24 protein-coding genes are annotated in these 25,456 nt (G+C 55.6%); 15 read left to right on the forward strand and 9 right to left on the reverse strand.

Annotation, left to right across the window (positions count from 1 at the left end):
• Positions 1 to 35: 35 nt before the first annotated feature.
• Positions 36 to 2,519, reverse strand: coding sequence for an ATP-dependent helicase HrpB (gene hrpB / locus P2R09_RS17225; protein ID WP_275771520.1), 2,484 nt, complete (start codon positions 2,517 to 2,519; stop codon positions 36 to 38).
• Positions 2,520 to 2,549: 30 nt separating this feature from the next.
• On the opposite strand from hrpB, the gene thpR reads away from it, so the two are divergent.
• The 9 genes from thpR to panD all read left to right on the forward strand — a co-directional run bounded on the left by thpR (position 2,550) and on the right by panD (position 9,607).
• Complete coding sequence (thpR, locus tag P2R09_RS17230) at positions 2,550 to 3,107, forward strand: RNA 2',3'-cyclic phosphodiesterase (RefSeq protein ID WP_275771521.1); 558 nt, start codon at positions 2,550 to 2,552, stop codon at positions 3,105 to 3,107.
• A complete protein-coding gene (sfsA, locus tag P2R09_RS17235; RefSeq protein WP_008925616.1) occupies positions 3,085 to 3,789 on the forward strand; it encodes a DNA/RNA nuclease SfsA in 705 nt (234 codons plus the stop codon). Before thpR ends, sfsA begins: the two co-directional genes overlap by 23 nt.
• A gap of 247 nt (positions 3,790 to 4,036) precedes the next feature.
• Positions 4,037 to 4,492, forward strand: coding sequence for an RNA polymerase-binding protein DksA (gene dksA, locus P2R09_RS17240; protein WP_008925615.1), 456 nt, complete (start codon positions 4,037 to 4,039; stop codon positions 4,490 to 4,492).
• Between the two features lie 73 nt (positions 4,493 to 4,565).
• Positions 4,566 to 5,444 carry a tRNA glutamyl-Q(34) synthetase GluQRS gene (gene gluQRS / locus P2R09_RS17245; RefSeq protein WP_275771522.1) on the forward strand — a complete coding sequence of 293 codons (879 nt, stop codon included), beginning with the start codon at positions 4,566 to 4,568 and terminating at the stop codon, positions 5,442 to 5,444.
• Positions 5,445 to 5,530: 86 nt separating this feature from the next.
• Positions 5,531 to 6,949: a polynucleotide adenylyltransferase PcnB gene (pcnB, locus tag P2R09_RS17250; RefSeq protein WP_219848844.1), complete on the forward strand. Its 1,419-nt coding sequence runs from the start codon at positions 5,531 to 5,533 to the stop codon at positions 6,947 to 6,949.
• Complete coding sequence (gene folK / locus P2R09_RS17255; protein WP_275771523.1) at positions 6,946 to 7,431, forward strand: 2-amino-4-hydroxy-6-hydroxymethyldihydropteridine diphosphokinase; 486 nt, start codon at positions 6,946 to 6,948, stop codon at positions 7,429 to 7,431. Before pcnB ends, folK begins: the two co-directional genes overlap by 4 nt.
• Positions 7,432 to 7,514: 83 nt before the next feature.
• Positions 7,515 to 8,309, forward strand: coding sequence for a 3-methyl-2-oxobutanoate hydroxymethyltransferase (panB, locus tag P2R09_RS17260; RefSeq protein WP_275771525.1), 795 nt, complete (start codon positions 7,515 to 7,517; stop codon positions 8,307 to 8,309).
• Positions 8,310 to 8,324: 15 nt separating this feature from the next.
• The gene (gene panC / locus P2R09_RS17265; RefSeq protein ID WP_140916395.1) at positions 8,325 to 9,179 is read left to right on the forward strand and encodes a pantoate--beta-alanine ligase; all 855 of its coding nucleotides are present in this window, start codon (positions 8,325 to 8,327) and stop codon (positions 9,177 to 9,179) included.
• A 47-nt stretch (positions 9,180 to 9,226) separates the two neighbouring features.
• Positions 9,227 to 9,607 carry an aspartate 1-decarboxylase gene (gene panD / locus P2R09_RS17270; protein WP_275771528.1) on the forward strand — a complete coding sequence of 127 codons (381 nt, stop codon included), beginning with the start codon at positions 9,227 to 9,229 and terminating at the stop codon, positions 9,605 to 9,607.
• Between the two features lie 141 nt (positions 9,608 to 9,748).
• Here panD and P2R09_RS17275 read toward each other — a convergent pair whose 3' ends face one another.
• Complete coding sequence (locus P2R09_RS17275) at positions 9,749 to 10,519, reverse strand: ABC transporter permease (RefSeq protein ID WP_275771529.1); 771 nt, start codon at positions 10,517 to 10,519, stop codon at positions 9,749 to 9,751.
• Positions 10,516 to 11,445 (reverse strand): ABC transporter ATP-binding protein, encoded by a 930-nt coding sequence (locus tag P2R09_RS17280; RefSeq protein WP_275771531.1) that lies wholly within the window; start codon positions 11,443 to 11,445, stop codon positions 10,516 to 10,518. Before P2R09_RS17280 ends, P2R09_RS17275 begins: the two co-directional genes overlap by 4 nt.
• Before the next feature lie 108 nt (positions 11,446 to 11,553).
• On the opposite strand from P2R09_RS17280, the gene can reads away from it, so the two are divergent.
• Entirely contained in the window at positions 11,554 to 12,210 is a 657-nt protein-coding gene (gene can, locus P2R09_RS17285) for a carbonate dehydratase (RefSeq protein ID WP_275771533.1), read from the forward strand.
• Positions 12,211 to 12,291: 81 nt separating this feature from the next.
• Here can and hpt read toward each other — a convergent pair whose 3' ends face one another.
• Positions 12,292 to 12,828 (reverse strand): hypoxanthine phosphoribosyltransferase, encoded by a 537-nt coding sequence (gene hpt, locus P2R09_RS17290; RefSeq protein WP_008925605.1) that lies wholly within the window; start codon positions 12,826 to 12,828, stop codon positions 12,292 to 12,294.
• A 234-nt stretch (positions 12,829 to 13,062) separates the two neighbouring features.
• Here hpt and P2R09_RS17295 point away from each other — a divergent pair, with 234 nt between their 5' ends.
• Positions 13,063 to 14,346: a cystathionine gamma-synthase family protein gene (locus tag P2R09_RS17295; protein WP_275771536.1), complete on the forward strand. Its 1,284-nt coding sequence runs from the start codon at positions 13,063 to 13,065 to the stop codon at positions 14,344 to 14,346.
• Here the strand turns inward: P2R09_RS17295 and cueO are convergent, their stop codons facing one another.
• Entirely contained in the window at positions 14,347 to 15,969 is a 1,623-nt protein-coding gene (gene cueO, locus P2R09_RS17300; protein ID WP_275771538.1) for a multicopper oxidase CueO, read from the reverse strand.
• A 181-nt stretch (positions 15,970 to 16,150) separates the two neighbouring features.
• Here cueO and P2R09_RS17305 point away from each other — a divergent pair, with 181 nt between their 5' ends.
• From P2R09_RS17305 to speD, 3 genes are all read left to right on the forward strand, one after another.
• Complete coding sequence (locus P2R09_RS17305) at positions 16,151 to 16,498, forward strand: YacC family pilotin-like protein (RefSeq protein WP_275771540.1); 348 nt, start codon at positions 16,151 to 16,153, stop codon at positions 16,496 to 16,498.
• Positions 16,499 to 16,600: 102 nt separating this feature from the next.
• Positions 16,601 to 17,464, forward strand: a complete 864-nt coding sequence (speE, locus tag P2R09_RS17310) for a polyamine aminopropyltransferase (protein WP_275771542.1) — start codon at positions 16,601 to 16,603, stop codon at positions 17,462 to 17,464.
• A gap of 27 nt (positions 17,465 to 17,491) precedes the next feature.
• Positions 17,492 to 18,301, forward strand: coding sequence for an adenosylmethionine decarboxylase (gene speD / locus P2R09_RS17315; RefSeq protein WP_140916392.1), 810 nt, complete (start codon positions 17,492 to 17,494; stop codon positions 18,299 to 18,301).
• Positions 18,302 to 18,443: 142 nt separating this feature from the next.
• On the opposite strand, the gene yacL is transcribed toward speD, so the two are convergent.
• The 3 genes from yacL to P2R09_RS17330 all read right to left on the reverse strand — a co-directional run bounded on the left by yacL (position 18,444) and on the right by P2R09_RS17330 (position 22,712).
• On the reverse strand, positions 18,444 to 18,824 hold the full coding sequence (gene yacL, locus P2R09_RS17320) for a protein YacL (protein ID WP_275771544.1): 381 nt from the start codon (positions 18,822 to 18,824) through the stop codon (positions 18,444 to 18,446).
• Positions 18,825 to 19,013: 189 nt separating this feature from the next.
• Positions 19,014 to 21,611: a bifunctional aconitate hydratase 2/2-methylisocitrate dehydratase gene (gene acnB, locus P2R09_RS17325; RefSeq protein ID WP_008925596.1), complete on the reverse strand. Its 2,598-nt coding sequence runs from the start codon at positions 21,609 to 21,611 to the stop codon at positions 19,014 to 19,016.
• A 591-nt stretch (positions 21,612 to 22,202) separates the two neighbouring features.
• The gene (locus P2R09_RS17330) at positions 22,203 to 22,712 is read right to left on the reverse strand and encodes a phenolic acid decarboxylase (protein WP_003854706.1); all 510 of its coding nucleotides are present in this window, start codon (positions 22,710 to 22,712) and stop codon (positions 22,203 to 22,205) included.
• A 105-nt stretch (positions 22,713 to 22,817) separates the two neighbouring features.
• On the opposite strand from P2R09_RS17330, the gene P2R09_RS17335 reads away from it, so the two are divergent.
• On the forward strand, positions 22,818 to 23,717 hold the full coding sequence (locus P2R09_RS17335; RefSeq protein WP_275771547.1) for a LysR family transcriptional regulator: 900 nt from the start codon (positions 22,818 to 22,820) through the stop codon (positions 23,715 to 23,717).
• 206 nt (positions 23,718 to 23,923) lie between these two features.
• Here the strand turns inward: P2R09_RS17335 and lpdA are convergent, their stop codons facing one another.
• The gene (gene lpdA / locus P2R09_RS17340) at positions 23,924 to 25,348 is read right to left on the reverse strand and encodes a dihydrolipoyl dehydrogenase (RefSeq protein ID WP_275772094.1); all 1,425 of its coding nucleotides are present in this window, start codon (positions 25,346 to 25,348) and stop codon (positions 23,924 to 23,926) included.
• Positions 25,349 to 25,456 lie beyond the last annotated feature (108 nt).

Consider the following 25,456-nt stretch of genomic DNA (forward strand, 5'->3'; position numbering starts at 1 on the left):
GCATGGCAGAACCCTCTGAATTCGATCCAGCGGACTCAACCCTGCGGGGACATTTTTTTGGTTCGCCTTGTTGGCAAGGCATTGGCCGGATCCTCTGGCCAGGGATGTTTAGGATAACGTCCCTTCATCTCTTTCCTGACTTCAGGCCAGGCACCGCGCCAGAACGCCGCCAAATCGCGGGTGATCTGCAATGGGCGCTGGGCGGGCGATAACAGCTCCAGCACCAGCGGAATACGTCCTTCCGCCACGGCAGGATTCGTCGCCTCACCAAACATCTCCTGAATCCTGACCGCCAGCGCGGGCGGCTTGTCCGCATCATAGCGGATCGGCAGCCGGCTTCCGGTCGGCACAGTGTAATGAGTTGGCAGCACAGTATCCAGCCGCTGACGTTGCGACCATGTGAGTAAATGTAAGAGTGCCGTCGTCAGGTTCACCGCCTGCAGGCTGCGGAGATCGCGCACTGCCGACATCTGCGGCAATAGCCACTGTGGCAGGCTCTCAATCAGGCTCTCATCGTCCGTGGCGGGCCAGCTCTCTTCCGGCAACCACTGCGCCGCACACTGGATGCGCAGGCGCAGCTGCTCGGCATCGGGCGTCCAGCCCAGCACCGACAGACCTTTTTCGGCAATCCAGCGCAACATGGCCGCGTGCAGCACCGCCGGTTCCGGGCGCGCCATCGGCTGGGTATTCAGTATCAGCGCGCCAATCTGCTCGCGTCTGAACGCACGCAGTGTGCCTTTCTCTTCGTCCCACTCCACTTCAGTGCGGCGCTCAATCAATGCGGGCTGCTGCTGGCACAACGTCTCAATGTCGACCGGTAGCGCCAGCAACATTCGGGCATCCGGCGTGGCGCTGCCCTGTAACAGGGCGGGCGCAATCAGCCATTCATTGCGTGTCAGGCCATCCTGCTCATCCAGTCTGGCACCCAGGCCATTGGCCAGTTGATAACGGCCACTCTGGTCACGTCGCCGCGCCAGTCGATCGCCAAAACCTGCCGCCAGCAAGCCAGCGAAACGATCTTCATCGATCCGTCCGCCACGAATTTTGAGTCGTTGCTGCCACTGCTGCGCGCGTCGCTGCCATTGAGACTGTGGCCGATGCAGGGCATCCCGCAGATCGGCACTGCCGCTACGCGGAGGATCTTCCAGAATCGCCACCAATAGCGCGGCGCTGGCAACCGCATCCGGTTCATCGCCTGCGGCACAGAGCATAGCAGCCAGTCGGGGATCGCAGCCCAGCTGCGCCATGCGCCGTCCCAGCGTGTTGAGCAGGCCGTTGCTGTCCAGCGCACCCAGGCGAGTCAGCTGCTGTTTTGCGGCATCCAGATTTCTGGCAGGCGGCTGATCCAGCCACTGCAGCTGGTGCGGCTCGATACAGCCCCACTGCAGCAGATCCAGCCACAGCGACGAGAGATCGCTGTTCACAATTTCTGGTTCGCTCTGCGCCGCCGCACGGGATGCCTGCTCCTGCGGTAACAGATGCAGACAGAGCCCCGGCATCAGTCGCCCGGCGCGACCTGCACGCTGGATCATGGATGCCTGGCTGATTCGCTGGGTCTGCAGCCGCGTAACGCCGCTGCGCGCGTCAAACAGAGCGCTGCGCTCAAGCGCGCTGTCGACCACCAGCCGGATCCCCTCAATAGTCAGGCTGGTCTCAGCGATGTTGGTGGCAAGCACCACTTTGCGGCGTCCGGCAGCAGCGGGAAGAATCGCCCGGCGCTGCGCCGCCAGCGGCAGTGCCCCATAGAGCGGTGTCAGGTCCACGTCGTCGCTGATGCGTGATTCCAGTTCGCGTTTCACCCGTTCAATTTCCGCCACGCCCGGCAGAAACAGCAGCAGCGAACCGGCTTCATCGAGCAGCAACTGAGCGACTTCACGCGCGACCGCCTCTTCAAAACGCACGTTCTGATTCAGCGACGCATAACGGCGCTCAACCGGATAGCTGCGCCCTTCTGAGACAATCAATGGCGCGTCCGGCAGCAGCGCCGCCAGCCGGGCATTATCCAGCGTGGCGGACATCAGCATGATTTTAAGGTCGTCGCGCAGCCCCTGCTGCACATCGAGCAGCAGCGCCAGCGCCAGATCGGCCTGCAGGCTGCGCTCGTGAAACTCATCAAGGATCACCAGCGACACGCCCTCCAGCATCGGATCGTGCTGAAGCATGCGCGTGAGCATGCCTTCGGTCACCACTTCAAGCCGGGTCTGTGGCCCGACGCAGCTTTCGCCACGCATCCTGAAACCCACCGTGGCTCCCGGCTGCTCACCGAGCTGCTCCGCCAGCCGCTGCGCCACATTACGCGCCGCCAGCCGGCGCGGCTCCAGCATAATGATTCGTCCCGGCAGCGCTGCCTGCTGTAGCAACTGCAAGGGCAACCATGTCGATTTTCCCGCGCCAGTGGGCGCGGCCAGCAGGACTTGAGAGGCGTCACGCAGCGCCGCCAGGATGTCAGGCAGCACCACGCTGACCGGTAAATCGCTCACAGCAAACTCCGCTTCTGCCTGTGATAAGATGGCGCGCATTGTAGCACGTGATATTTGCCGGAGAGCGCCATGGCGACACAACGCTTATTTTTTGCCATCAGCCTGCCTGACGAGATGCAGCAGCAGCTGGTGCACTGGCGGGCCGACAACTTTCCTGCCGAGGCGGGCCAGCCAGTGGTCGCAGCGAATCTGCATCTGACGCTGGCATTTCTGGGTGAGGTCGCGCCGCAAACCTCACAGCAACTGCAAACGCTGGCTTCCCGCATTATCCAGCCCGGTTTTGATCTCGACCTGGATGATGCCGGACACTGGCCACGTCCGGGCGTGGTCTGGCTCGGCTGCCAGCGCGCACCACGGGGTCTGCTGCAGCTCGCCAGCCTGCTACGTGCGCAGGCAGCCCGACATGGCTGTTACCAGAGTCCGCAGCCGTTTCATCCGCATATCACGTTGTTACGCCATGCCACTCAGCCGGTTGCGCTACCGCCACGCGGCTTTCGCTGGCGTTTTCACGTCTCCACGTTTTCCCTGTTTGCCTCTGAATATTCCCGGGGCCGCACCCGCTATCGCGCTCTGGCCAGCTGGCCATTAACGTCTCAGGATCCGCATGCACTTCTCTCCTCCTCTTAAACCCGCACGCCTGATTGCCCGTTACAAACGTTTCCTTGCCGATGTTATGACGCCGGACGGTGAGGTTCTGACGATCCACTGTGCCAACACCGGCGCCATGACGGGCTGTGCTACGCCGGGCGATCGGGTCTGGTATTCAACGTCCGACAGCCTGACCCGCAAATACCCTCACAGCTGGGAGCTGACCGAAACGCAGCAGGGCCACTGGATTTGTGTCAATACTCTGCGCGCTAACCAGCTGGTGGCTGAAGCGCTGGATCAAAACAGGCTGCCCGCGCTGGCGGGGTATTCCCAGCGTCAGGCGGAAGTAAAATATGGCAGTGAAAAAAGCAGAATTGATTTCCTGCTCAAGGCAGATGCCCGGCGCAACTGCTATATTGAGGTGAAATCCGTAACCCTTCTCCATGAAGGAAAAGGTTATTTTCCGGATGCGGTGACGATTCGAGGACAGAAGCACCTGCGTGAACTGGCGACAGTTGCAGCAGAGGGTCATCGGGCCGTTTTGTTGTTTGCCGTTTTGCACTCGGGGATTGAGGACGTTTCCCCGGCACGCCACATTGATGCGGTGTATGCAGAACAACTGGCTCAGGCGCAACAGGAAGGCGTAGAGATTTTAGCGTATCAGGCAGACTTATCGGCGGAGGGAATGTTTCTTAAATCGCCGATCAACGTAACCTTGTAATATCTTTTGCAATTTTATGTGTTAAGAATGTTCTGAGCTAAAGGCTGAATACGCTGTTCCTCACAGGCTTGTCAAGGTGTGTTCATGAAGAATTGCCAACCCTGACTGCTTCTGTTATTTATAGCGGCCTGTTTTTTTCCCCAATGGGGGATCGATGTACCCCGCAGACGTTAAATGCAGGCTGGCAGCAACGCCACTGCGAGACGGAAGTCAGAGGGTATAGTGCGTGTTATCCAGGAGAAGCAACATGCAAGAAGGTCAAAACCGTAAAACATCGTCCCTGAGTATTCTCGCTATCGCTGGTGTTGAACCTTATCAGGTGAAGCCAGGCGAAGAGTATATGAACGACGCGCAGCTGACCCATTTTCGCAAGATTCTGGAAGCCTGGCGTAATCAATTGCGGGACGAAGTCGATCGTACTGTATCGCATATGCAGGATGAAGCCGCTAACTTCCCGGACCCGGTTGACCGTGCCGCGCAGGAAGAGGAATTCAGTCTGGAGCTGCGTAACCGCGATCGCGAACGTAAACTGATCAAAAAGATCGAGAAGACGCTGAAGAAAGTCGAAGATGACGACTTCGGTTATTGCGATTCCTGTGGCGTTGAGATTGGTATTCGCCGTCTCGAAGCGCGTCCTACTGCCGATCTCTGCATCGACTGTAAGACGTTAGCAGAAATTCGTGAGAAACAAATGGCCGGCTAATGCCGCGTCCAGCCTGTTACCACGCAGCGGAACAAATGTTTGTTTGTCCGCTGCGTGGTCACTTCTGAATCCTATGCCATCCTCCTGTATCGGTCGCTTCGCCCCTTCTCCCTCTGGTGAACTCCATTTTGGCTCGCTTATTGCTGCCCTGGGCAGTTACCTGAGCGCACGCGCGCAAAACGGCATCTGGCGGGTAAGAATTGAAGATATCGATCCGCCACGGGAAGTATCCGGTGCCGCCAGCCGTATCCTGCATCAGCTGGAACACTACGGCTTAACCTGGGATGGCGATGTGTTGTGGCAGTCACAGCGTCATGAAGCCTACCGGGAGGCGCTGGCCTGGCTGCAGCAGCATCGCCAGAGCTATTTCTGCACCTGCCCGAGGCGTCGCATTCAGGAGATTGGCGGTTTCTATGATGGTTACTGCCGGGAACGACAACGCGGACCCGCAAATGCCGCGTTACGTTTGCGACAGCATGCGCCGGTCTTTGCGTTTGACGATCGACTGCGCGGCCATGTGGAGGCGGACCGACGCCTGGCACAGGAAGACTTTATCATTCACCGTCGTGATGGCCTGTTTGCCTATAACCTGGCGGTGGTTGTCGATGATCATTTTCAGGGTATTACCGAAGTGGTTCGCGGTGCAGATCTTATTGAGCCGACGGTACGACAGATTGCGCTCTATCAGCAATTTGGCTGGCCGGTGCCTGCCTGGTTACATCTGCCGCTGGCGCTTAACCATGATGACAATAAGTTATCAAAGCAGAATCATGCACCTTCGCTGCCGGATGGCGATGCCAGACCGCTGCTGGTGGCAGCATTGCGTTTCCTTGGACAGCCTGTTTCAGACGGCTGGCAGGACTTAACGCAGGACAAACTGCTGTCTGATGCGGTGTCGCAGTGGAATATCGCTTTGATGCCGCAACAGAACGCCCTGAAACCGGATGCATAGACAACAGCATTCTCAAACGGTTCTCAACAGGCTATGATTAGCCGCTGATTTTACCTACACCCTAATTGCCACTGTCGAGGTGTCCCATTTTTACCCGAGTAGCTAATTTTTGCCGGAAAGTCCTAAAGCGTGATGAAGAGGAAGCCCCAGCAGAGGTTGAACCAGAGCGTCTGATGACCATCATCCCTCGTGAAAGCCATACCATCTCACGTAAAGACATCAGCGAAAATGCCCTCAAAGTGCTCTATCGCCTGAACAAAGCCGGTTATGAAGCCTATCTGGTAGGCGGTGGCGTGCGCGATTTGCTACTGGGGCAAAAACCCAAAGATTTCGACGTGACCACCAACGCCACGCCAGAGCAAATGCGTAAGCTGTTCCGCAACTGTCGCCTGGTCGGTCGTCGTTTCCGTCTGGCACACGTCATGTTTGGCCCGGAAGTGATCGAAGTCGCAACGTTCCGTGGCCATCATCAGGTGGAAGAGATTGCAGAAGATCGTAACAGTTCGCAGCGCGCCCAGAGTGGCATGTTGCTGCGTGACAACATCTTTGGTTCTATCGAAGATGATGCCCAGCGTCGCGATCTCACCATCAACAGCCTCTACTACAGCGTGGCTGATTTCAGCGTGCGCGACTATGTCGGCGGCATCAGCGATCTCGAACAGGGCATTATCCGCCTGATTGGCGATCCGGAAACCCGCTACCGTGAAGATCCGGTGCGCATGCTGCGCGTTGCGCGTTTTGCCGCCAAGCTCAATATGCGTATTGCGCCGGAGACCGCCGAGCCGATTCCGCGTCTCGCCTCACTGCTGCGTGATATCCCGCCTGCACGCCTGTTTGAAGAGTCACTGAAACTGCTACAGGCCGGATACGGCTACAGCACCTATCTTAAATTGTGTGAATATCAGCTGTTCCAGCCGCTGTTCCCGACGCTGGCACGCAACTTCACGGAAAACAGCGACAGTCACATGGAGCGGATGCTGGCTCAGGTGCTGAAAAATACCGATAACCGCATTCACAACGATATGCGCGTTAATCCGGCATTTCTGTTTGCCGCGATGTTCTGGTATCCGCAGCTTGAAGCGGCCGAACGCATCGCGCAGGAAAGTGGCCTGACCTACTTCGAAGCTTTTGCGATGGCGATGAACGATACGCTGGATGAAGCCTGCCGTGCGCTGGCGATTCCGAAGCGTATTACTTCGCTTATCCGCGATATCTGGCTGTTGCAGTTACGCATGTCACGCCGTCACGGTAAACGCGCCTGGAAACTGATGGAGCATCCGAAATTCCGCGCCGCTTACGATCTGCTGGCGCTGCGGGCAGAAGTGGAAAATAACCCGGAACTGCTGCGCCTGAGCCAGTGGTGGGGTGAATTCCAGGTGGCTGCGCCGCCGCATCAGAAAAACATGCTGAATAACCTGGGTGATGATCCGGTGCCACGCAATAAATCGCGTCGTCCGCGCCGCCGTCCTTCCGCGCCGCGTCGTGACAATCAAAACGCCTCATGACACGGGTTTATCTCGCGTTAGGCAGTAACCTGGCCGATCCGCTGCATCAGGTTGATGCAGCGCTGACCGCACTGGATGCGTTGCCGCAGACGCAACGCATCGCGACCTCTCCGTTCTACCGCACGCCGCCGTATGGCCCACCCGATCAGCCCGATTTTCTCAATGCCGCAGTGGCACTTGAAACCGATCTCAGCGCAGACGCGCTGCTTGACCATACCCAGCGGATTGAGCTGGAGCATGGCCGGGTGCGCAAGGCAGAACGCTGGGGCCCCCGCACGCTGGACATCGATCTGATGCTGTTTGGCAAAGCGGTGATCAACACGGAGCGGTTGATCGTGCCGCATTATGATCTGCTGAATCGCGCATTTATGCTGGTGCCGCTGCTGGCGATTGCCCCGGATGCCCGCCTGCCCGACGGCCGCGCACTCAGCACTCTTCTTGCCGCCCTCGACAGTAGCAGCATCGTGCTGTGGCACGGCTGATCAGACAAACGCAACTCTCTGATTCCGCTCTTTCACGCTATCCAGTAAACTGCGCCCATCAGAATTCCTGAGTTGAGAGCGCCATGAAACCCACCACGATTTCACATCTGCGTCAGGCGAAAGCCAGCGGTAAAAAGTTCGCGACGCTGACCGCCTACGATTTCAGTTTTGCCCGTCTGTTTGCCGATGAAGGCATTCAGGTGCTGCTTGTTGGTGATTCACTGGGAATGACGGTGCAGGGGCACGACTCCACGCTGCCGGTCACGGTCAGCGATATCGCTTATCACACCACCGCCGTACGCCGGGGTGCGCCGCAGGCACTGCTGCTCGCCGATCTGCCATTTATGAGTTATGCCACGCCACAGCAGACCTTTGAGAGTGCCGCACAGCTGATGCGTGCCGGCGCCAATATGGTGAAAATGGAAGGCGGCAGCTGGCTGGCTGAGACCGTGCAGATGCTGACCGAACGGGCCGTGCCGGTGTGTGGTCATCTTGGCCTGACGCCACAGTCGGTGAATATCTTTGGCGGCTATAAAGTACAGGGGCGTGATGAAGCAGGCGCAGAGCAGCTACTGGCGGATGCGCTGGCACTGGAAGCCGCTGGCGCGCAGTTGATGGTGCTGGAGTGCGTACCGGTGTCGGTGGCGCAGCAGATTACCGACGCACTCACGATACCGGTGATTGGCATTGGTGCCGGTAACGTCACCGATGGTCAGATTCTGGTCATGCATGACGCGCTGGGCGTGACTGGCGGCCACATTCCCAAATTTGCCAAAAATTTCCTGGCGGAGACCGGCGATGTTCGCGCGGCAATTCGCCACTATATCGCCGAAGTCGAGGCCGGTACTTATCCGGCGGCAGAGCACAGTTTCCAGTAATCCAGGAGAGTCACCGTGTTGATCATTGAAACGCTGTTGATGCTGCGCCAGGAAGTCCGTCGCTGGCGTCAGCAGGGTAAACGCATTGCGCTGGTGCCGACCATGGGCAACCTGCATGAAGGCCATCTGACACTGGTGGATGAAGCGCGCGCCCGCGGCGACATCGTCATTGTCTCGATCTTTGTCAATCCGATGCAGTTCGATCGCGAAGATGACCTCGCGCGCTATCCGCGCACGCTGCAGGAAGATTGTGAAAAGCTGAACCGTCACCAGGTGGATGTGGTTTTTGCGCCTTCACCGGCTGAAGTCTATCCGCAGGGTACCCAGAATCAGACCTTTGTTGAGGTGCCGGTGCTCTCTTCCCTGCTGGAAGGCGCGATGCGACCAGGCCATTTTCGCGGCGTGGCGACCATCGTCAGCAAACTGTTTAATCTGGTGCAGCCCGATATTGCCTGTTTCGGTGAAAAGGATTTTCAGCAACTGGCTATCATTCGTAAGATGGTGGCCGATATGGGCTTTGACATTGAGATTGTGGGTGTGCCCACCGTGCGGGCTAAAGATGGCCTGGCGCTGAGTTCACGCAACGGCTACCTGACAGCCGATGAGCGTAAGCTGGCACCGTTGCTGAGCCAGGTAATGCGTCAGATGGCGACACGGCTGGAGAATGGCGAGCGTCAGATTGACGAGATCATTGAGGCCGCCAGCGAGGCATTGCTGGCGCAGGGATTGCGTCCTGATGGCCTGGCGATTTGTGATGCGGATACACTGCAGCCGCTGACGGTGGACAGCCAGCGCGCGGTGGTGCTGATGGCCGCCTGGCTGGGTAAAGCCCGCCTGATTGATAATCAAACTGTTGACCTGACGCTGTAACTCTTTCTGCAGCAGGTTGTTTTATTTCTCTGACAAGGTTTCTGGCTATGATTCGCACTGTTCTGCAAGGCAAATTGCACCGCGTCAAGGTGACGCAGGCGGACCTCAACTATGAAGGTTCCTGCGCTATCGATCAGGATTTCCTGGATGCTTCCGGCATTCTGCAATATGAAGCTATTGATATTTATAACGTCACCAATGGCCAGCGCTTTTCCACCTACGCTATCGCGGCTGAGCGCGGCTCGAAAATCATTTCAGTCAACGGTGCAGCAGCCCGCTGCGCCTGCGAGGGCGATATATTAATTATCTGCTCCTATGTGCAGGTTGAGGATGCCGAAGCGCGTCTGTGGCAGCCTAAAGTCGCCTATTTTGAAGGTGACAACCAGATGAAACGTCTGGCGAAAGCACTGCCAGTACAGATCGCCTGATTAATCGTTTATCTAAAAAAAGGGCCGCCGATAAAACGGCGGCCCTTTTCAATTCTGCTCCAGCAATTAAACCGGTTTGGTTGTCATCGGCTTTGATGACTTTTTCCGGTCATAAAAACCCTTCCCTTAATATTTTGCTGATCAGGTGCGCAATCCGCGTCCGCGCTGGATCAGCGCATAGACCAGCCAGTAGAACACCAGAATAAAGGCCACCAGTACCGAGAGCGTAAACACCAGCGGCACATCGTTAATGCCCAGGAAGCCATAACGGAATCCGCTAATCATATAAACGATTGGATTCAGTTTAGAGACCGCCTGCCAGATTGGCGGGAGCAGACTCAGCGAATAGAATACGCCGCCCAGATAAGTCAGTGGCGTCAGCACAAAGGTCGGGATCAGGCTGATATCGTCAAAGGTGCGGGCAAACACGGCGTTCAGCAGACCGGCCAGTGAAAACAGAATCGCGGTCAGCAGCAGCGTGATCGCGACCATCGACCAGGAGTGCACCTGGAACGGCACAAAGAACAGCGAGATGGCCGTTACCAGAATGCCCACGCAGACACCACGCGCTACGCCACCGCCAACATAACCGGCAATAATAATGTGGGTCGGCACCGGTGCAACCAGCAACTCTTCAATGTTGCGCTGGAACTTGGCGCTGAAGAACGACGACGCCACGTTGGCATAGGCGTTGGTGATCACCGCCATCATGATCAATCCCGGCACGATGAACTGCATATAGCTGAAGCCATGCATCTCACCGATACGCGAACCAATCAGGTTGCCGAAGATGATGAAATAGAGCGTCATGGTGATGACCGGCGGCACCAGCGTCTGGATCCAGATGCGGGCGAAACGGTTAACCTCTTTGGCCCAGATACTCTTTAGCGCCACCCAGTACAAATGTGTCATGCTTTTGCTCCTGTTTTTCCCTGCGTCGTCAGGCCAACGAACAGCTCTTCCAGACGGTTGGCTTTATTGCGCATACTCAGCACATGCACTCCCTGCGCGCTCAGCTGGCTAAAGACGCTGTTGAGGCCCTGCTCACGCAGCACTTCCACTTCAAGCGTTGAGGTATCAGTCAGCCGGTACTGAAACCCTTCCAGCGTGGGCAGCGGACTCCGTGGTGCCAGATCCAGGATAAAGGTTTCTGATTTTAGCTTGGACAGCAGCCCTTTCATCGAGGTGTTCTCCACCAGCTCACCGCTCTGGATAATGCCGATGTTGCGACACAGCATTTCCGCTTCTTCCAGATAATGGGTGGTGAGAATGATGGTGGTGCCTTTGGCATTAAGATCTTTCAGGAACACCCACATTGAGCGGCGCAGTTCGATATCCACGCCAGCGGTCGGCTCATCCAGAATCAGCAGTTTAGGCTCATGCATCAGCGCACGGGCGATCATCAGACGACGTTTCATGCCGCCGGAGAGCATGCGCGCACGTTCGGTGCGTTTGCCCCACAGATCAAGCTGCTTCAGATATTTCTCCGCACGCTCATTGGCTTCACGACGCTCAACGCCGTAGTAACCCGCCTGGCTCACGACAATCTGCATCACCGTCTCAAACGGGTTGAAGTTAAACTCCTGCGGCACCAGGCCGAGCTGGCGTTTGGCATTCACCACATCTTTTTCCAGATCGTAGCCAAATACCCGCACGCTGCCCTCGGATTTATTGACCAGCGAACTGATAATACCGATGGTGGTAGATTTACCGGCACCGTTTGGCCCCAGCAGTGCATAAAAGTCACCCGCTTCAACGTTAAGATCGATGCCCTTCAGCGCCTGCACGCCGCCGGGATAGGTCTTGGTCAGCCGGGAAAGTTCCAGTGCATAAGTCATTCTGCATCCATACCCTGTTTTGGTGGCATTGCAATGCCGTTTAAATTTATCAGACCCTGGCATATAGTACGCGCGCGCACTTTGCGCAGTAACCGGTCGCTCAACGCCATGACAGACATTAATACCCTGATCAGAAACAACCGCGAATGGTCAAAATTACTGGTTGAAGAAGATCCCAGCTTTTTTGAGCGTCTCGCCCAGGCACAAAAACCGCGCTTTCTGTGGATTGGCTGCTCTGATAGCCGTGTCCCTGCCGAACGCCTGACCGGACTGGAACCTGGCGAACTTTTTGTTCACCGCAACGTTGCCAATCTGGTGATCCACACTGACCTGAACTGTCTGTCCGTGGTGCAGTACGCTATTGAAGTGCTGGAAGTGGAACACGTTATCGTGTGCGGCCACTACGGCTGCGGCGGTGTGCAGGCGGCAATGGATAACCCGGAGCTGGGATTAATCGACAACTGGCTGCTGCACATCCGCGACCTCTGGTACAAGCATAGCGTGTTGCTGGGGGAACTCCCGCCGGATAAGCGCCTGGACAAACTGTGCGAAATCAACGTTATTGAACAAGTCTATAACCTGGGTCACTCGACCGTGCTGCAATCTGCCTGGAAACGCGGCAAAGATGTCTCCCTGCACGGCTGGGTCTATGGCATTCAGGACGGCTGCCTGCGTAACCTTAATGTCACGGCAAACAGCCGGGAGACCCTCGAACAGCGCTACCGTAATGGCATTGCTAATCTGCGGATGAACGGCGAGTCCTGAGCCGATCGCGGCGTAAAGCGCGACATAGCCTACACCAGCTAACCGGTGCAGGCCTTGGAAGAATGTGCGGTCAGAGCGGGATCAGGATTCCAGCGGCACCACTTTGCCGATATAAGGCAGATGACGATAGTGCTGAGCATAGTCGATACCAAAGCCCACCACGAACTCGTCCGGAATCGCAAAGCCGACATACTCAACGTTTACGTCTACTTCACGGCGCTCTGGCTTATCCAGCAGGGTACAGATCGCCAGTGATTTTGGCTGACGCAGCTGCAGAATCTCACGCACTTTGCTCAGGGTGTTACCCGAGTCGATGATATCTTCGACGATCAGCACATCCTTGCCACGAATGTCTTCATCCAGATCTTTCAGGATTTTCACATCACGTGTGCTGGACATGCCGCTGCCGTAACTGGAAGCCGTCATAAAGTCGACTTCATGCGGCACATCAATAGCGCGGCAGAGATCAGCCATGAACATGAATGAGCCGCGCAGCAGCCCTACCAGCACCATATCGCTGCCGCTGTCGCGGTAGTGCTCGTTAATCTCTTTGCCCAGTTCAGCGATGCGCGTGGCGATTGCCTGTTCAGGGATCATCACTTCAACAGTGTGTTTCATTGCGTTCAGCCCGGTTACGTCAGAAAGCCCCGAAGTCTATCACAGACGCAGCCGCGACGGCTGTGCGGCACCCGAGGCAAACGATTACGTCGCGAAATTTATCATACAGGGTCTGCAGCTCACAGAAATGCGCATTACCTTAGAACATTCTGGCATTTACCAGCATGATTCGCTGCATGGTAGCCTTTATCCAACAGATCGTTACTCTACTCGCGCCGCTGGCCGGAGATCACAATGACTTCATATTCAGGCAAAAAAACGCATATTGGCGACAGGCCACTTCACCCTGAAACTCAGATGCTGAACTATGGCTATGATCCCCGCCTCTCTGAAGGTGCGGTGAAGCCGCCCGTGTTTCTGACGTCGACATTTGTCTTTGACAGCGCCGAAGAGGGGCGGGACTTCTTTGACTACGTCTCTGGCCGACGTGAGCCACCGGAAGGCAAATCAGGTGGTCTGGTCTATTCCCGCTTTAATCACCCTAACAGCGAAATTGTTGAAGATCGGCTGGCGGTTTATGAGCAGGCAGAAAGCTGTTCGCTTTTCTCTTCCGGCATGGCTGCCATCTCCACTGCCCTGCTGACGTTTGCCCGTCCAGGCGAGGTGATCCTGCACTCCCAGCCGCTCTATGGCGGCACCGAAACGCTGCTCAGCAAAACGCTTCACAATCTGGATATTCAGGCCGTGGGTTTCAGCGACGGTAACGATGAAGTCAAAGTACGGGATGCCGCTCAGCAGGCGATGGCGCAGGGCCGGGTGGCGGTAATCCTGATTGAAACACCGGCGAATCCCACCAACAGCCTGGTCAATATCCGCCTGATGGCGCGTATTGCCGATGAGATTGACCAGCAGCAGGGTTCACGACCCATTATCGCCTGTGACAACACCCTGCTCGGCCCGCTGTTCCAGCAGCCGCTGACGCTGGGCGCTGACCTGTCGCTTTATTCGTTAACCAAATATGTAGGCGGTCACTCTGACCTTATTGCGGGTGCCGCAATGGGCAGTAAGGCGCTGATGGCGAAAGTGCGCGCCCTGCGCAGCGCCATCGGCACGCAGCTGGATCCGCACTCAAGCTGGATGCTTAGCCGCTCGCTGGAAACTCTGTCGCTGCGGATGGAGAAAGCTTTTCAAAATGCGGAAGCGGTCGCGGCGTTTCTGCGCGATCACCCGAAAGTGGCGAAGCTGCACTGGCTACCTTATCTGGATGCGGAGAGCGTCGAAGGGAAGACTTATCGTGAACAGTGCAGCGGCGCGGGTTCAACCTTCTCATTTGATATCACCGGCGGCCAGGCTGCGGCGTTCCGTTTTCTCAATGCGCTGTCACTGTTTAAGCAGGCGGTGAGCCTGGGCGGTACCGAGTCGCTGGCCAGCCATCCTGGCAGCACCACCCACTCCGGCGTGCCGCAGGCGGTGCGTCAGCGTATTGGTATCACTGACGCCACGGTGCGGCTGTCGATTGGCATCGAGAACGCCGGCGACCTGATTGAAGACATCAAACTGGCGCTCGATCAGGCGTAATCAGCTCACGGTAAAGCCCAGCATCATGCCGGTATCTTCATGCTCCAGCAGATGGCAATGGGCCATGTAAGCGTGTTCGGCGGCGGCGACATAGTTGAAGCGTACCAGCACTTCACTGCGCCAGCCGTCGACATTCACCATATCTTTCCAGCCCTGCCGATGCGGGGCGGGCGGTTTGCCATTTTCAGAGAGAATACGGAACTGAGTGCCATGAATGTGGAACGGATGCAGCATGGCATCGCCCTCCCCTGAAATCGTCCATTTTTCATAATCACCCTGTTTCACCGCAAACGACGGTTTTTTCATGTCAAAGGCCTGGCCGTTGATCTTGTTGCCGTTGTGGAAATCGTAACCGGCGGGCGGCGTATTGTCGTGCATGCTGTGATCCATACCTTCCATGTTTTCCATACCTTCCATACCGTCCATCGGCGGCATCGGTTCTGCCGCCTTTTTCTGCGGCGTCTGCGGCATCGAATGATGACCGCCCTTGCCCATCGCTTTCTCGCCGTAGCGCTGCATCAATGCCTGCATGCCCTGCTGGTCCAGTTGCGGATCCATCATCAGTTGCAGCCAGCGTGTTGTCAGTCCGTCGGTGGCAGGCAGCGCGGGCAGCGTCGCCAGCCGATCCGGCAGCGTGGCGCTGGCCATCACCCGCAGCGGCAGGATCTGCACCAGTGGCAGCGGCTGGTCAAACGGCGGTAGCGTCATGCCCATCTGCTCTGTCGGCAGCGTGAGCAGATCAAAGGCCTTGCCATCAGAGGTATCAATCATCACCTCAAAACGTTCGCCCGGCAGGAGCGGTAACGCGTCGAGCTTCACGGGCTCAGCCAGCAGACCGCCATCGCTGGCGATGATATAGAGAGGACGTTTATCACTGGCGGCAATGTTCAGCGAACGGGCGTTACAGCCGTTGAGTAGCCTCAGACGCATCCAGCCCCGCGGCACCGCATGCTGCGGATACTGCACGCCGTTGGTCAGCATCATGTCGCCAAACCAGCCCACCGCGGCGCGCATCACGTCGAGCTGATAATCAATATGGCTGCCATCTTTGGTCAGCTGCTTATCCTGGAAAATCAACGGCACATCATCCACGCCCCACTGCGAAGGCAAGCGCAGCGTTCCGCTCTCTTTGTCTTCCAGCAGGATCAGGCCCGCCAGCCCCTGTGCCACCTGATGCCCGGTCTTACCGTGCAAATGCGGGTGATACCAGCAGGTGGCGGCGGGTTGAGCGGGCGTAAAAGAGACCTGACGCGAACCACCAGGCGCAATCACCGCTTGCGGGCCGCCATCGACTGCACCGGGGATTTCCAGACCGTGCCAGTGCAGGGTGGTCGCCTCATTGAGACGGTTATAGATGTTGACCGTAACCGGTTTACCACTCTGCATCTTCAGCACCGGTCCCAGCAGGCTGCCGTTATAGCCCCAGGTCGGCACCGCTTTGCCGTTCCACTGGGTGGTGCCCTGCATCGCGGTGAGGCTGTAGCTTCCCCTGGCATCAGGTTCCAGCAGCGACGGGATCGGCAACAGTGGACGGGTGGCCGCCATCAGCGAACGGCTCCAGAGCGGCAAAGCTCCGGCTGCACTCAGTGCGGCGGTGAGTTTCAGGAAATGGCGACGTTGCATGGTGATCATCCTTGTGGCATCAGTGCAGACAGCCTAAACCCTGACCTTATGGGAAGGTCAAGTCTTACCCGTGAGAATCTGACGAAAAAAGGCGGTACAGCGCCCTGCAGCGCCAAATTAATCGAAAATCTGAGAATAACTGTGCTAACGTCATGAGCAATATCCATTGAAGAGAAAGACTATGAAGCAAAGTATCAGGATCCTGCTGTTGACGGGACTCCTTGGCTTCTCCTCCACCAGTTTTGCCCTGAGTGAATCCGAAGCGGAAGATCTGGCTGATCTCACGGCGGTTTTCGTCTATCTGAAAAATGATTGTGGCTATCGAGATTTACCGGACGCGCAGATTCGCAAAGCGCTGGTCTTTTTTGCTCAGCAGAACCGCTGGGATTTAAGTAATTACAGCAACTACAACATGAAAGCGCTGGGCGAAGATAGCTATCGCGATCTCAGCGGCATCGCCATCACCAACGATAAAAAATGTAAGTCACTGGCCCGCGATTCCCTGAGCCTGCTGGCCTACGTCAGGTAACCGCTCTGCCCTCTGCAGCCGGACATTGACCGTGCAACGGCGGTCAGTGTTAGCTATCATGTGCCGCCCATCTTCATGGCGATGTCATCAGAGGAGAGCACCATGGCCCAAAATGAAACGTGGTATGAAACCCTTCATGCTGGTTTTGGCCAGTATTTCACGGTAGACAAAGAGCTTTACCGTGAAAAGACTGCGCATCAGGATTTAATCATTTTCGAAAATGCCGCAATGGGCCGTGTTATGGCGCTGGACGGCGTTGTGCAGACCACCGAACGCGACGAATTTATCTATCATGAAATGATGACTCACGTTCCACTGCTGGCGCATGGCGCGGCGAAGAGCGTCCTGATCATCGGCGGCGGCGATGGCGCAATGCTGCGTGAAGTGTCACGTCATCCGGAAGTCGAAAAGATTACTATGGTGGAGATCGATGCGGGCGTCGTGACCTTCTGTCGCCAGTATCTGCCAAACCACAGTGCAGGCGCCTATGACGACCCACGCTTTACGCTGGTGATTGATGACGGGGTTAACTTCGTCAATCAGACCCATGAAAAATTCGATGTCATCATCTCTGACTGTACGGACCCGATTGGTCCGGGCGAGAGTCTGTTTACCTCCGAATTTTATGCGGGTTGCAAAGCGTCCCTTAATGAAAATGGCATCTTCGTGGCGCAGAATGGCGTCTGCTTCCTGCAGCAGGATGAAGCTGTCAACAGCCATCGCAAGCTGAGCCACTATTTTGGCGATGTCAGTTTCTATCAGGCGGCGATTCCGACTTACTACGGCGGCATTATGACCTTTGCCTGGGCGAGTGATAATCCGGCGCTGCGCCAGCTTGATACCGCCACTCTGCAGACACGCTTCGAGGCTGCTGGCCTGACCTGCCGTTATTACACACCAGCGATTCATACCGGCAGCTTTGCTCTGCCTCAATATCTGTTAAATGCGTTATCTGCCGCGTGCTGATCGAGCATTTTTAAGGGGTTAACAAAATTGCAAAAGCTAAAACTACATGGCTTCAATAACCTGACGAAAAGCCTGAGTTTTTGTATTTACGATATCTGTTACGCGAATACTGAAGCTGAACGCGATGGTTACATCGCCTACATTGATGAACAATATAACGCTAACCGGTTGACTGAAATCCTGACGGAGACCTGCTCAATTATCGGGGCTAACGTGCTCAACATTGCACGCCAGGATTATGAACCGCAGGGAGCCAGCGTCACGATTCTGGTCAGTGAAGAGCCGATCGATCCGAAAGATATCGATAACTCCGAGCATCCAGGCCCGCTGCCAAACTCGGTGGTGGCGCATCTCGATAAAAGCCATATCTGCGTGCATACCTATCCGGAGAGCCACCCGGAAGGCGGACTTTGCACTTTCCGCGCCGATATCGAAGTCTCAACCTGTGGCGTGATTTCACCGCTTAAGGCGCTGAACTATCTGATCCACCAGCTGGAGTCAGATATTGTCACCGTCGATTACCGGGTGCGCGGTTTTACCCGTGACGTGAAGGGCATGAAGCACTTTATCGATCATGAGATCAATTCGATCCAGAACTTCATGTCAGAAGATATGAAAGCGATGTACGACATGGTGGATGTGAATGTCTATCAGGAAAATATCTTCCATACGAAGATGTTACTGAAAGAGTTCGACCTTAAGCACTACCTGTTTAACACCCGTCCGGAAGATCTCAGCCCGCAGGAGCACAAGCGCATTACTGACCTGCTCTGGAAAGAGATGCGGGAGATCTACTACGGCAGAAACATTCCCTCAGTGGGCCTGAAGAGCCTGTAATGGATTAGCACGCAGCGTTAGCGCAAGCCTGCCTTAGCGCAGCGTGCGTCAAAGACCCTTATCTGACCGGCAGTCGGTAACGACATCGGTCAGATTCTCCTCTGGTTAGCTGACAAACCAGGAGCCGCACCTCATCGGGTTTTTATTTCCGTAACGGCTTACCGTACTGATTAACAAACTGGCGGTAGGCGGCGATCACCAGCAGAAAATCTTCAATGCCACAGAATGAGAGGCTCTCTTCGTCGTAGTAGTTCATGCCCTCCTCCATGCCGTCATCTTCCAGAGCCAGCAGGTTGGCGCGAATCATTACCTCTTCCTCATCCAGCAGGATGGTGTACTCGCTACCGACGCGCTGCCACTGACGCACGCTGCCTTTGACGTCTTCGATTGCGGCTTCAACTTCATCCAGCAATCCTGGATCGTTTTTCACCTCTTCGTTGAACCAGTGGCCGACCGCTTCATGATCCATCGACATACGAACTTTAATCTGTCCGGTCACATCGCGTAAAAATTCATATTCCATCGCCCGTTCCTCTTAACGTCATCGCGTCACTAAATGAGTGTCAGCGCTGCCTGCGCGGCAAAGTGTGACACGTCGCGCATTATTACAGGCTGTCTGGCGAAATCCAGCTTTTGATCGTCTCTCTGGCCAATGCCGGGACGAAAAAAAGGGGCGAATCATCGCCCCTTTCTGTTACTGCCAGGTGAAGAATCAGACCGCAGTCTGGAAAATCACGCCGTCAGCTTTGTCAGTGTACTGCGCCAGCTGGTCAAAGTTGAGATAGCGATAAGTGTCGCTGGCTGTTTTATCAACCTGCTCCATGAATTGCTGATACTCATCCGGCGTTGGCAGTTTGCCAAGCAGTGACGCGACCGCAGCCAGCTCCGCAGATGCCAGGTAGACGTTAGCGCCATTCCCCAGGCGGTTCGGGAAGTTACGGGTCGAGGTGGAAACCACCGTCGCACCGTCTGCAACACGTGCCTGGTTACCCATGCAGAGTGAACAGCCCGGGATCTCGATACGCGCACCGCTTTTGCCGAATACGCTGTAGTAGCCCTCTTCGGTTAGCTGTGCTGCATCCATCTTGGTTGGCGGCGCCACCCACAGACGCGTTGGCAGCTGACCTTTGTGGCTATCCAGCAGTTTACCGGCGGCACGGAAGTGGCCAATGTTGGTCATGCATGAGCCGATGAACACTTCGTCGATCTTCTCGCCCTGAACGTCAGAGAGCAGACGTGCATCGTCCGGATCGTTTGGTGCGCAGAGGATCGGCTCTTTGATGTCAGCCAGATCGATTTCGATCACCGCAGCATATTCAGCATCAGCGTCCGCTTCCAGCAACTGAGGATCGGCCAGCCATTTCTGCATGCTTTCAACACGACGCTCCAGTGTACGACGATCGCCGTAGCCTTCTGCGATCATCCACTTCAGCAATACAATGTTGGAGTTCAGGTACTCAATAATCGGTGCTTTATCCAGCTTGATGGTACAGCCCGCAGCGGAACGCTCTGCTGACGCATCAGACAGCTCAAACGCCTGCTCGACCTTCAGATCCGGCAGACCTTCAATCTCCAGGATACGGCCAGAGAAGATGTTTTTCTTACCTTTCTTCTCAACGGTCAGCAGACCCTGTTTGATCGCATACAGCGGGATGGCGTGAACCAGATCGCGCAGCGTAATGCCTGGCTCCATTTTACCTTTGAAGCGCACCAGTACCGATTCCGGCATGTCGAGCGGCATAACGCCGGTCGCGGCGGCAAACGCCACCAGGCCTGAACCCGCCGGGAAAGAGATGCCGATAGGGAAACGGGTATGGGAGTCACCACCGGTGCCCACGGTATCCGGCAGCAGCATACGGTTCAGCCAGCTGTGGATAATGCCGTCACCCGGACGCAGTGATACACCACCGCGGTTCATGATGAAGTCTGGCAGCGTGTGGTGCGTACTCACGTCCACTGGCTTAGGATACGCGGCAGTGTGACAGAAGGACTGCATCACCAGATCGGTCGAGAAGCCCAGGCAAGCCAGATCTTTCAGCTCGTCACGGGTCATCGGGCCGGTAGTATCCTGCGAGCCAACCGAGGTCATTTTAGGTTCGCAATAGGCGCCTGGACGAACACCGGCTACACCACAGGCGCGGCCTACCATTTTCTGCGCCAGCGAGAAGCCACGGGTGCTCTCCGCAACATCTTTCGCCTGACGGAATACGGTGCTGTGCGGCAGACCAAGCGATTCACGCGCTTTGGTGGTCAGTCCGCGACCGATGATCAGCGGAATACGGCCACCGGCACGCACTTCGTCAATCACCACTTCGGTTTTGAGTTCGAAGCTGGCCAGCAGTTCGTTGGTTTCGTGATTGCGGACTTCGCCTTTAAACGGATAGATGTCGATGACATCACCCATGTTCAGGTTGTTGACGTCAACTTCAATCGGCAGTGCGCCTGCATCTTCCATGGTGTTGAAGAAGATTGGCGCAATTTTGCTGCCCAGCACCACGCCGCCGCCTTTTTTATTTGGCACGTTCGGGATGTCGTCGCCCATAAACCACAGCACCGAGTTGGTGGCAGATTTACGCGAAGAACCGGTTCCGACCACATCGCCGACATAGGCCAGCGGGAAGCCTTTGGTCTTCAGTGCTTCGATCTGTTTGATCGGACCGATGTTGCCTGCCTCATCCGGCTCAATGCCTTCACGGGCATTTTTCAGCATCGCCAGGGCGTGCAGTGGAATGTCCGGACGTGACCAGGCATCCTGGGCTGGAGAGAGATCGTCGGTGTTGGTTTCGCCAGTGACTTTGAACACCGTAACGGTGATTTTCTCAGCCAGTTCAGGACGTGACAGATACCATTCCGCATCGGCCCACGATTGCATCACCTGCTTCGCGTATTCATTACCCGCTTTCGCTTTCTCTTCGACATCATAGAAGTTGTCGAACATCAGCAGGGTGTGTGAAAGGGCTTTCGCCGCAATTGGGGCAAGCTTGCTATCGTCCAGCGCTTCAATCAGCGGGTGAATATTGTAACCACCCTGCATGGTGCCGAGCAGTTCAACCGCTTTTTCAGGAGATATCAGAGGAGAGGTTGCTTCGCCTTTGGCGACAGCCGCCAGGAAACCGGCTTTGACATACGCCGCTTCATCGACGCCAGGTGGGACTCGGTTGACCAATAAATCGGTCAAAAATTCTTCTTCACCCGCAGGTGGATTTTTCAGCAGTTCAACCAGCGCGGCCATCTGGGAAGCCTCTAAAGGCTTAGGTACAATTCCCTGGGCAGCACGCTCGGCAACGTGCTTACGGTATTCTTCTAGCACGACGTTATCCTCGCTCTCATTATGTAGGGCTTTCCGACCACCTTGCTCACTTATGGAGAACACACTTCCCTTTCTCGTCCAGGTTGAGGTGCCCGGTTTCGCGGAGGGCAGAATAGCAGGATTCCGTCTGTTTGTTAATCTGTTTACAAAAATACAACATAATCCACTACGCCCATTCTGCCCGCTTATCTCCCCGCATCAGGCTCCTGAGTGAGCCGATTTGGTCTCTCAGCAGCTTACCGTATTCCAGTGAAATGGCGACACGATAAGGTCAGCTTTGCAGCGGTTTAAGCGAAATGATTCAGTGAAATAGATAACCGACAGGAATAGAACGCGGTGTGAATCGGGTTTAAAACAGCGGTGAGTTTGAAAAGATCTTAACACCAGAGCGAAGTGTGAGGTTCTTTTGACGTCAGAGGATTACAGCGTCATTTTGATTTCTCGCAGTGATAGTGGCTAGTCCCGCCGCCAGAACGCGCCCTCTTTCCTTTCCGTCACGGCAAGAGGGCTCAATTCTCTTTTAATACCTGCACTGCCTGCCTGGGCAATCCATTTTTAACAAATGGACGCCATGACCGCTTTTGTTCTGCGTTAATTTTGCAGGTTAGCTGGCCAATTGGCAGGCAGCTGGTCAGGCGGGCAATCAATCACGCTTTCATTATTTTCGCCCACTTCGCGGATAACGGTCAGCGTCGCGAATTCATCGATAATCTCGGTTGGATAAGCCGGACCCGTTTCGCGGAATTTTGCCATCTCTTCCAGATGATCGTTCTGGAAGCAGACGGTTTTTTCCGGGTTGTTCATTACCCAGCGAGGGAAAAAGATGGTGCCATGGAAGATTTTATCGGCCAGATTAACGGCCAGGCTGACATCGGTGCCGGTAGGTTCGGTCCAGGAGACTTTATAGACATCCTGCGCCAGACGAACGACATAGACATGCTGATTTTTAACCCAGCGATTCCCCACCATGCCGCTGTGAATACGGTAGTCGATGGTGCTGGCATTTTTGATGTAGAGCTCGTAGTTCCAGCCATTGTCATAGGTATAAACCAGATGTTTACCGACGATGCCAGACAGGTCATGTTTATCAAAAGTACTCATAATTAACGCCTCATTTGTTTCCGTTGAGAGGATTATTGCGCGTTACAAAAGCGATGAATAACGCTATTTTTAGCGCTAAATAATTCATTTTTTAGATGAGTCAACATGTACAAGACAACGCTGGAACAGTGGTATCTGCTCGATGCAGTAGTCAATGAAGGGAGTTTTGCGCTGGCAGCGGAGAAGAACCATCGCAGCCAGTCTTCATTGAGCTACCAGCTGGGCCTGCTTCAGCAGCGGCTGGGGCTGACGCTGTTACAGCAGGAGGGCCGCCGTGCGGTGCTGAGTACGGAGGGACATCAGTTGCTCGCGCAGGTGCGTCCTTTGCTGGCGGGATTCAGTGCGCTTGAGGCGCAGGCTAATGCACTGCAACGCGGCGAGCGGTCACGCATCGATCTGATGGTCGATGCGACGCTGCCCAAACCTTTGCTGTTTGATGTGCTCCAGACCTTTCAGCAGCGCTATCCGCATGTGCGCATCTGGTTCAGCGAAATCGTCCGAAGTGAAACGCCCGACAGACTGGCGGAAAATCAGGCCGATCTCTGGCTGGTGGCGCAGCAGGGCGATACGCAGTTTGCAGGCGAAAGCCTGATGAGTGTCGATTTCGTCGCCGTTGCCCATCGCGACCATCCATTACACCGCGAACCCGCCCCGCTTAATGCGGCCACGCTGGCTCGCTGGCCCTGTATTACTATTCTTGATCGTCAGCAACAGCAGCAGTCAGAGGTGAATGGCGAACAGGCGGAAAACTGGTCATTTACAACACTGTCGGCTGCGATTGAGGCGGTCCACCACCAGTTAGGTTATGGCTGGCTGCCGGAACAGAATATCGCCGCGCTTTTAGAGAGCGGTGAGCTTCGTCCCCTGCCGCTGCTGCAGGGCCGCCGACGCAGTAGTTCACTGGTGATGCATATAAACGAAGAGAGACTGCCCGGCAACAGCGCGATTGCAGCACTGGCGCAGATGTTTGTTGAACGGGTGGCGTCCTGGGAGGCGCACGGATAAGCAACAAAACAGCGTGGTTTATGCCTGCTCACGCGGGCAACAACCAAAGCTTATCTGTCTGATTATTAAATACTTGTTGGCATCCAGGAATCCTGTCGAATTTGATGCTCTGATTTTACCCCACATAACCCCTAATCCCAGCACCAGAATCCAGGCCAAAAAAAAGCCCCCATTATGGGAGCTTTCTCAATAGCTGCGACAGAAATTTATTTCTTCTTCGCTTTCGCGTTAGGCAGATCGGTGATGCTACCTTCGAAGATCTCTGCAGCCAGACCGACTGACTCATGCAGGGTCGGGTGAGCATGGATGGTCAGCGCGATATCTTCCGCATCACAACCCATCTCAATCGCCAGACCGATTTCGCCTAACAGCTCACCGCCGTTAGTGCCGACAATCGCGCCACCAATAATACGGTGCGTCTCTTTGTCGAAAATCAGTTTGGTCATACCGTCTGCACAATCAGAAGCGATAGCACGGCCTGAAGCAGCCCACGGGAAGGTGGAGGTCTCGTAGCTGATGCCTTTCTCTTTCGCTTCTTTCTCGGTCAGACCAACCCAGGCAACTTCTGGCTCAGTATAGGCAATTGAAGGGATCACTTTCGGATCGAAGTAGTGCTTCAGGCCAGAGATCACTTCTGCGGCAATGTGGCCTTCATGCACACCTTTATGCGCCAGCATTGGCTGACCGACGATGTCGCCGATAGCATAGATGTGTGGCACGTTAGTACGCATCTGCTTGTCGACGCGGATGAAGCCGCGATCGTCCACTTCCACGCCCGCTTTACCAGCATCCAGACCTTTACCGTTCGGCACACGACCAATCGCTACCAGCACCGCGTCATAACGCTGCGCTTCACCTGGTGCCTTTTTGCCTTCCATGGAAACGTAAATGCCATCGTCTTTCGCTTCAACGGCGGTCACTTTGGTTTCCAGCATCAGGTTAAATTTCTTGCTGATTTTCTTGGTAAAGACTTTCACCACGTCTTTATCCGCAGCCGGGATAACCTGGTCGAACATCTCAACCACATCGATCTCTGAACCCAGCGCATGATAAACCGTCGCCATTTCCAGACCGATGATGCCGCCGCCCATAACCAGCAGACGCTTCGGCACTTCTTTCAGTTCCAGCGCATCGGTAGAGTCCCAGACGCGTGGATCTTCATGTGGAATGAATGGCAGTTCGATTGGGCGTGAACCCGCAGCGATGATGGCATTATCGAAGTTGATGGTGGTCGCGCCGCCTTCTCCTTCGACCACCAGGGTGTTAGCACCGGTGAATTTGCCCAGGCCATTAACCACGGTGACTTTACGACCTTTTGCCATACCTGACAGGCCGCCAGTCAACTGGTTGATAACCTTCTCTTTCCAGCTGCGAATCTTGTTGATATCAGTAGATGGCTGGCCAAACACAATGCCGTGCTCTTCAAGGGCTTTCGCCTCTTCAATCACTTTAGCAACGTGCAGCAGCGCTTTAGATGGGATACAACCGACGTTCAGACAAACACCACCGAGGGTGCTGTAACGCTCTACCAGTACGGTTTCCAGACCTAAATCCGCACAACGGAAGGCTGCAGAGTAACCTGCAGGACCTGCCCCAAGTACCACGACCTGGGTTTTCATCTCTGTACTCATCATGACCTCTTAATTGATATCCGGCGGGTCAGACGTTCTTATAATGCCCTTGTTCCACCGGGACTTTCACCGCAAGAGTTTACAGAATTGTTAACAAACTGCCAACAG

It is taken from the genome of Pantoea sp. Cr_R13 (assembly GCF_029222565.1).
Taxonomy (GTDB): Bacteria; Pseudomonadota; Gammaproteobacteria; order Enterobacterales; family Enterobacteriaceae; genus Pantoea; species Pantoea eucalypti.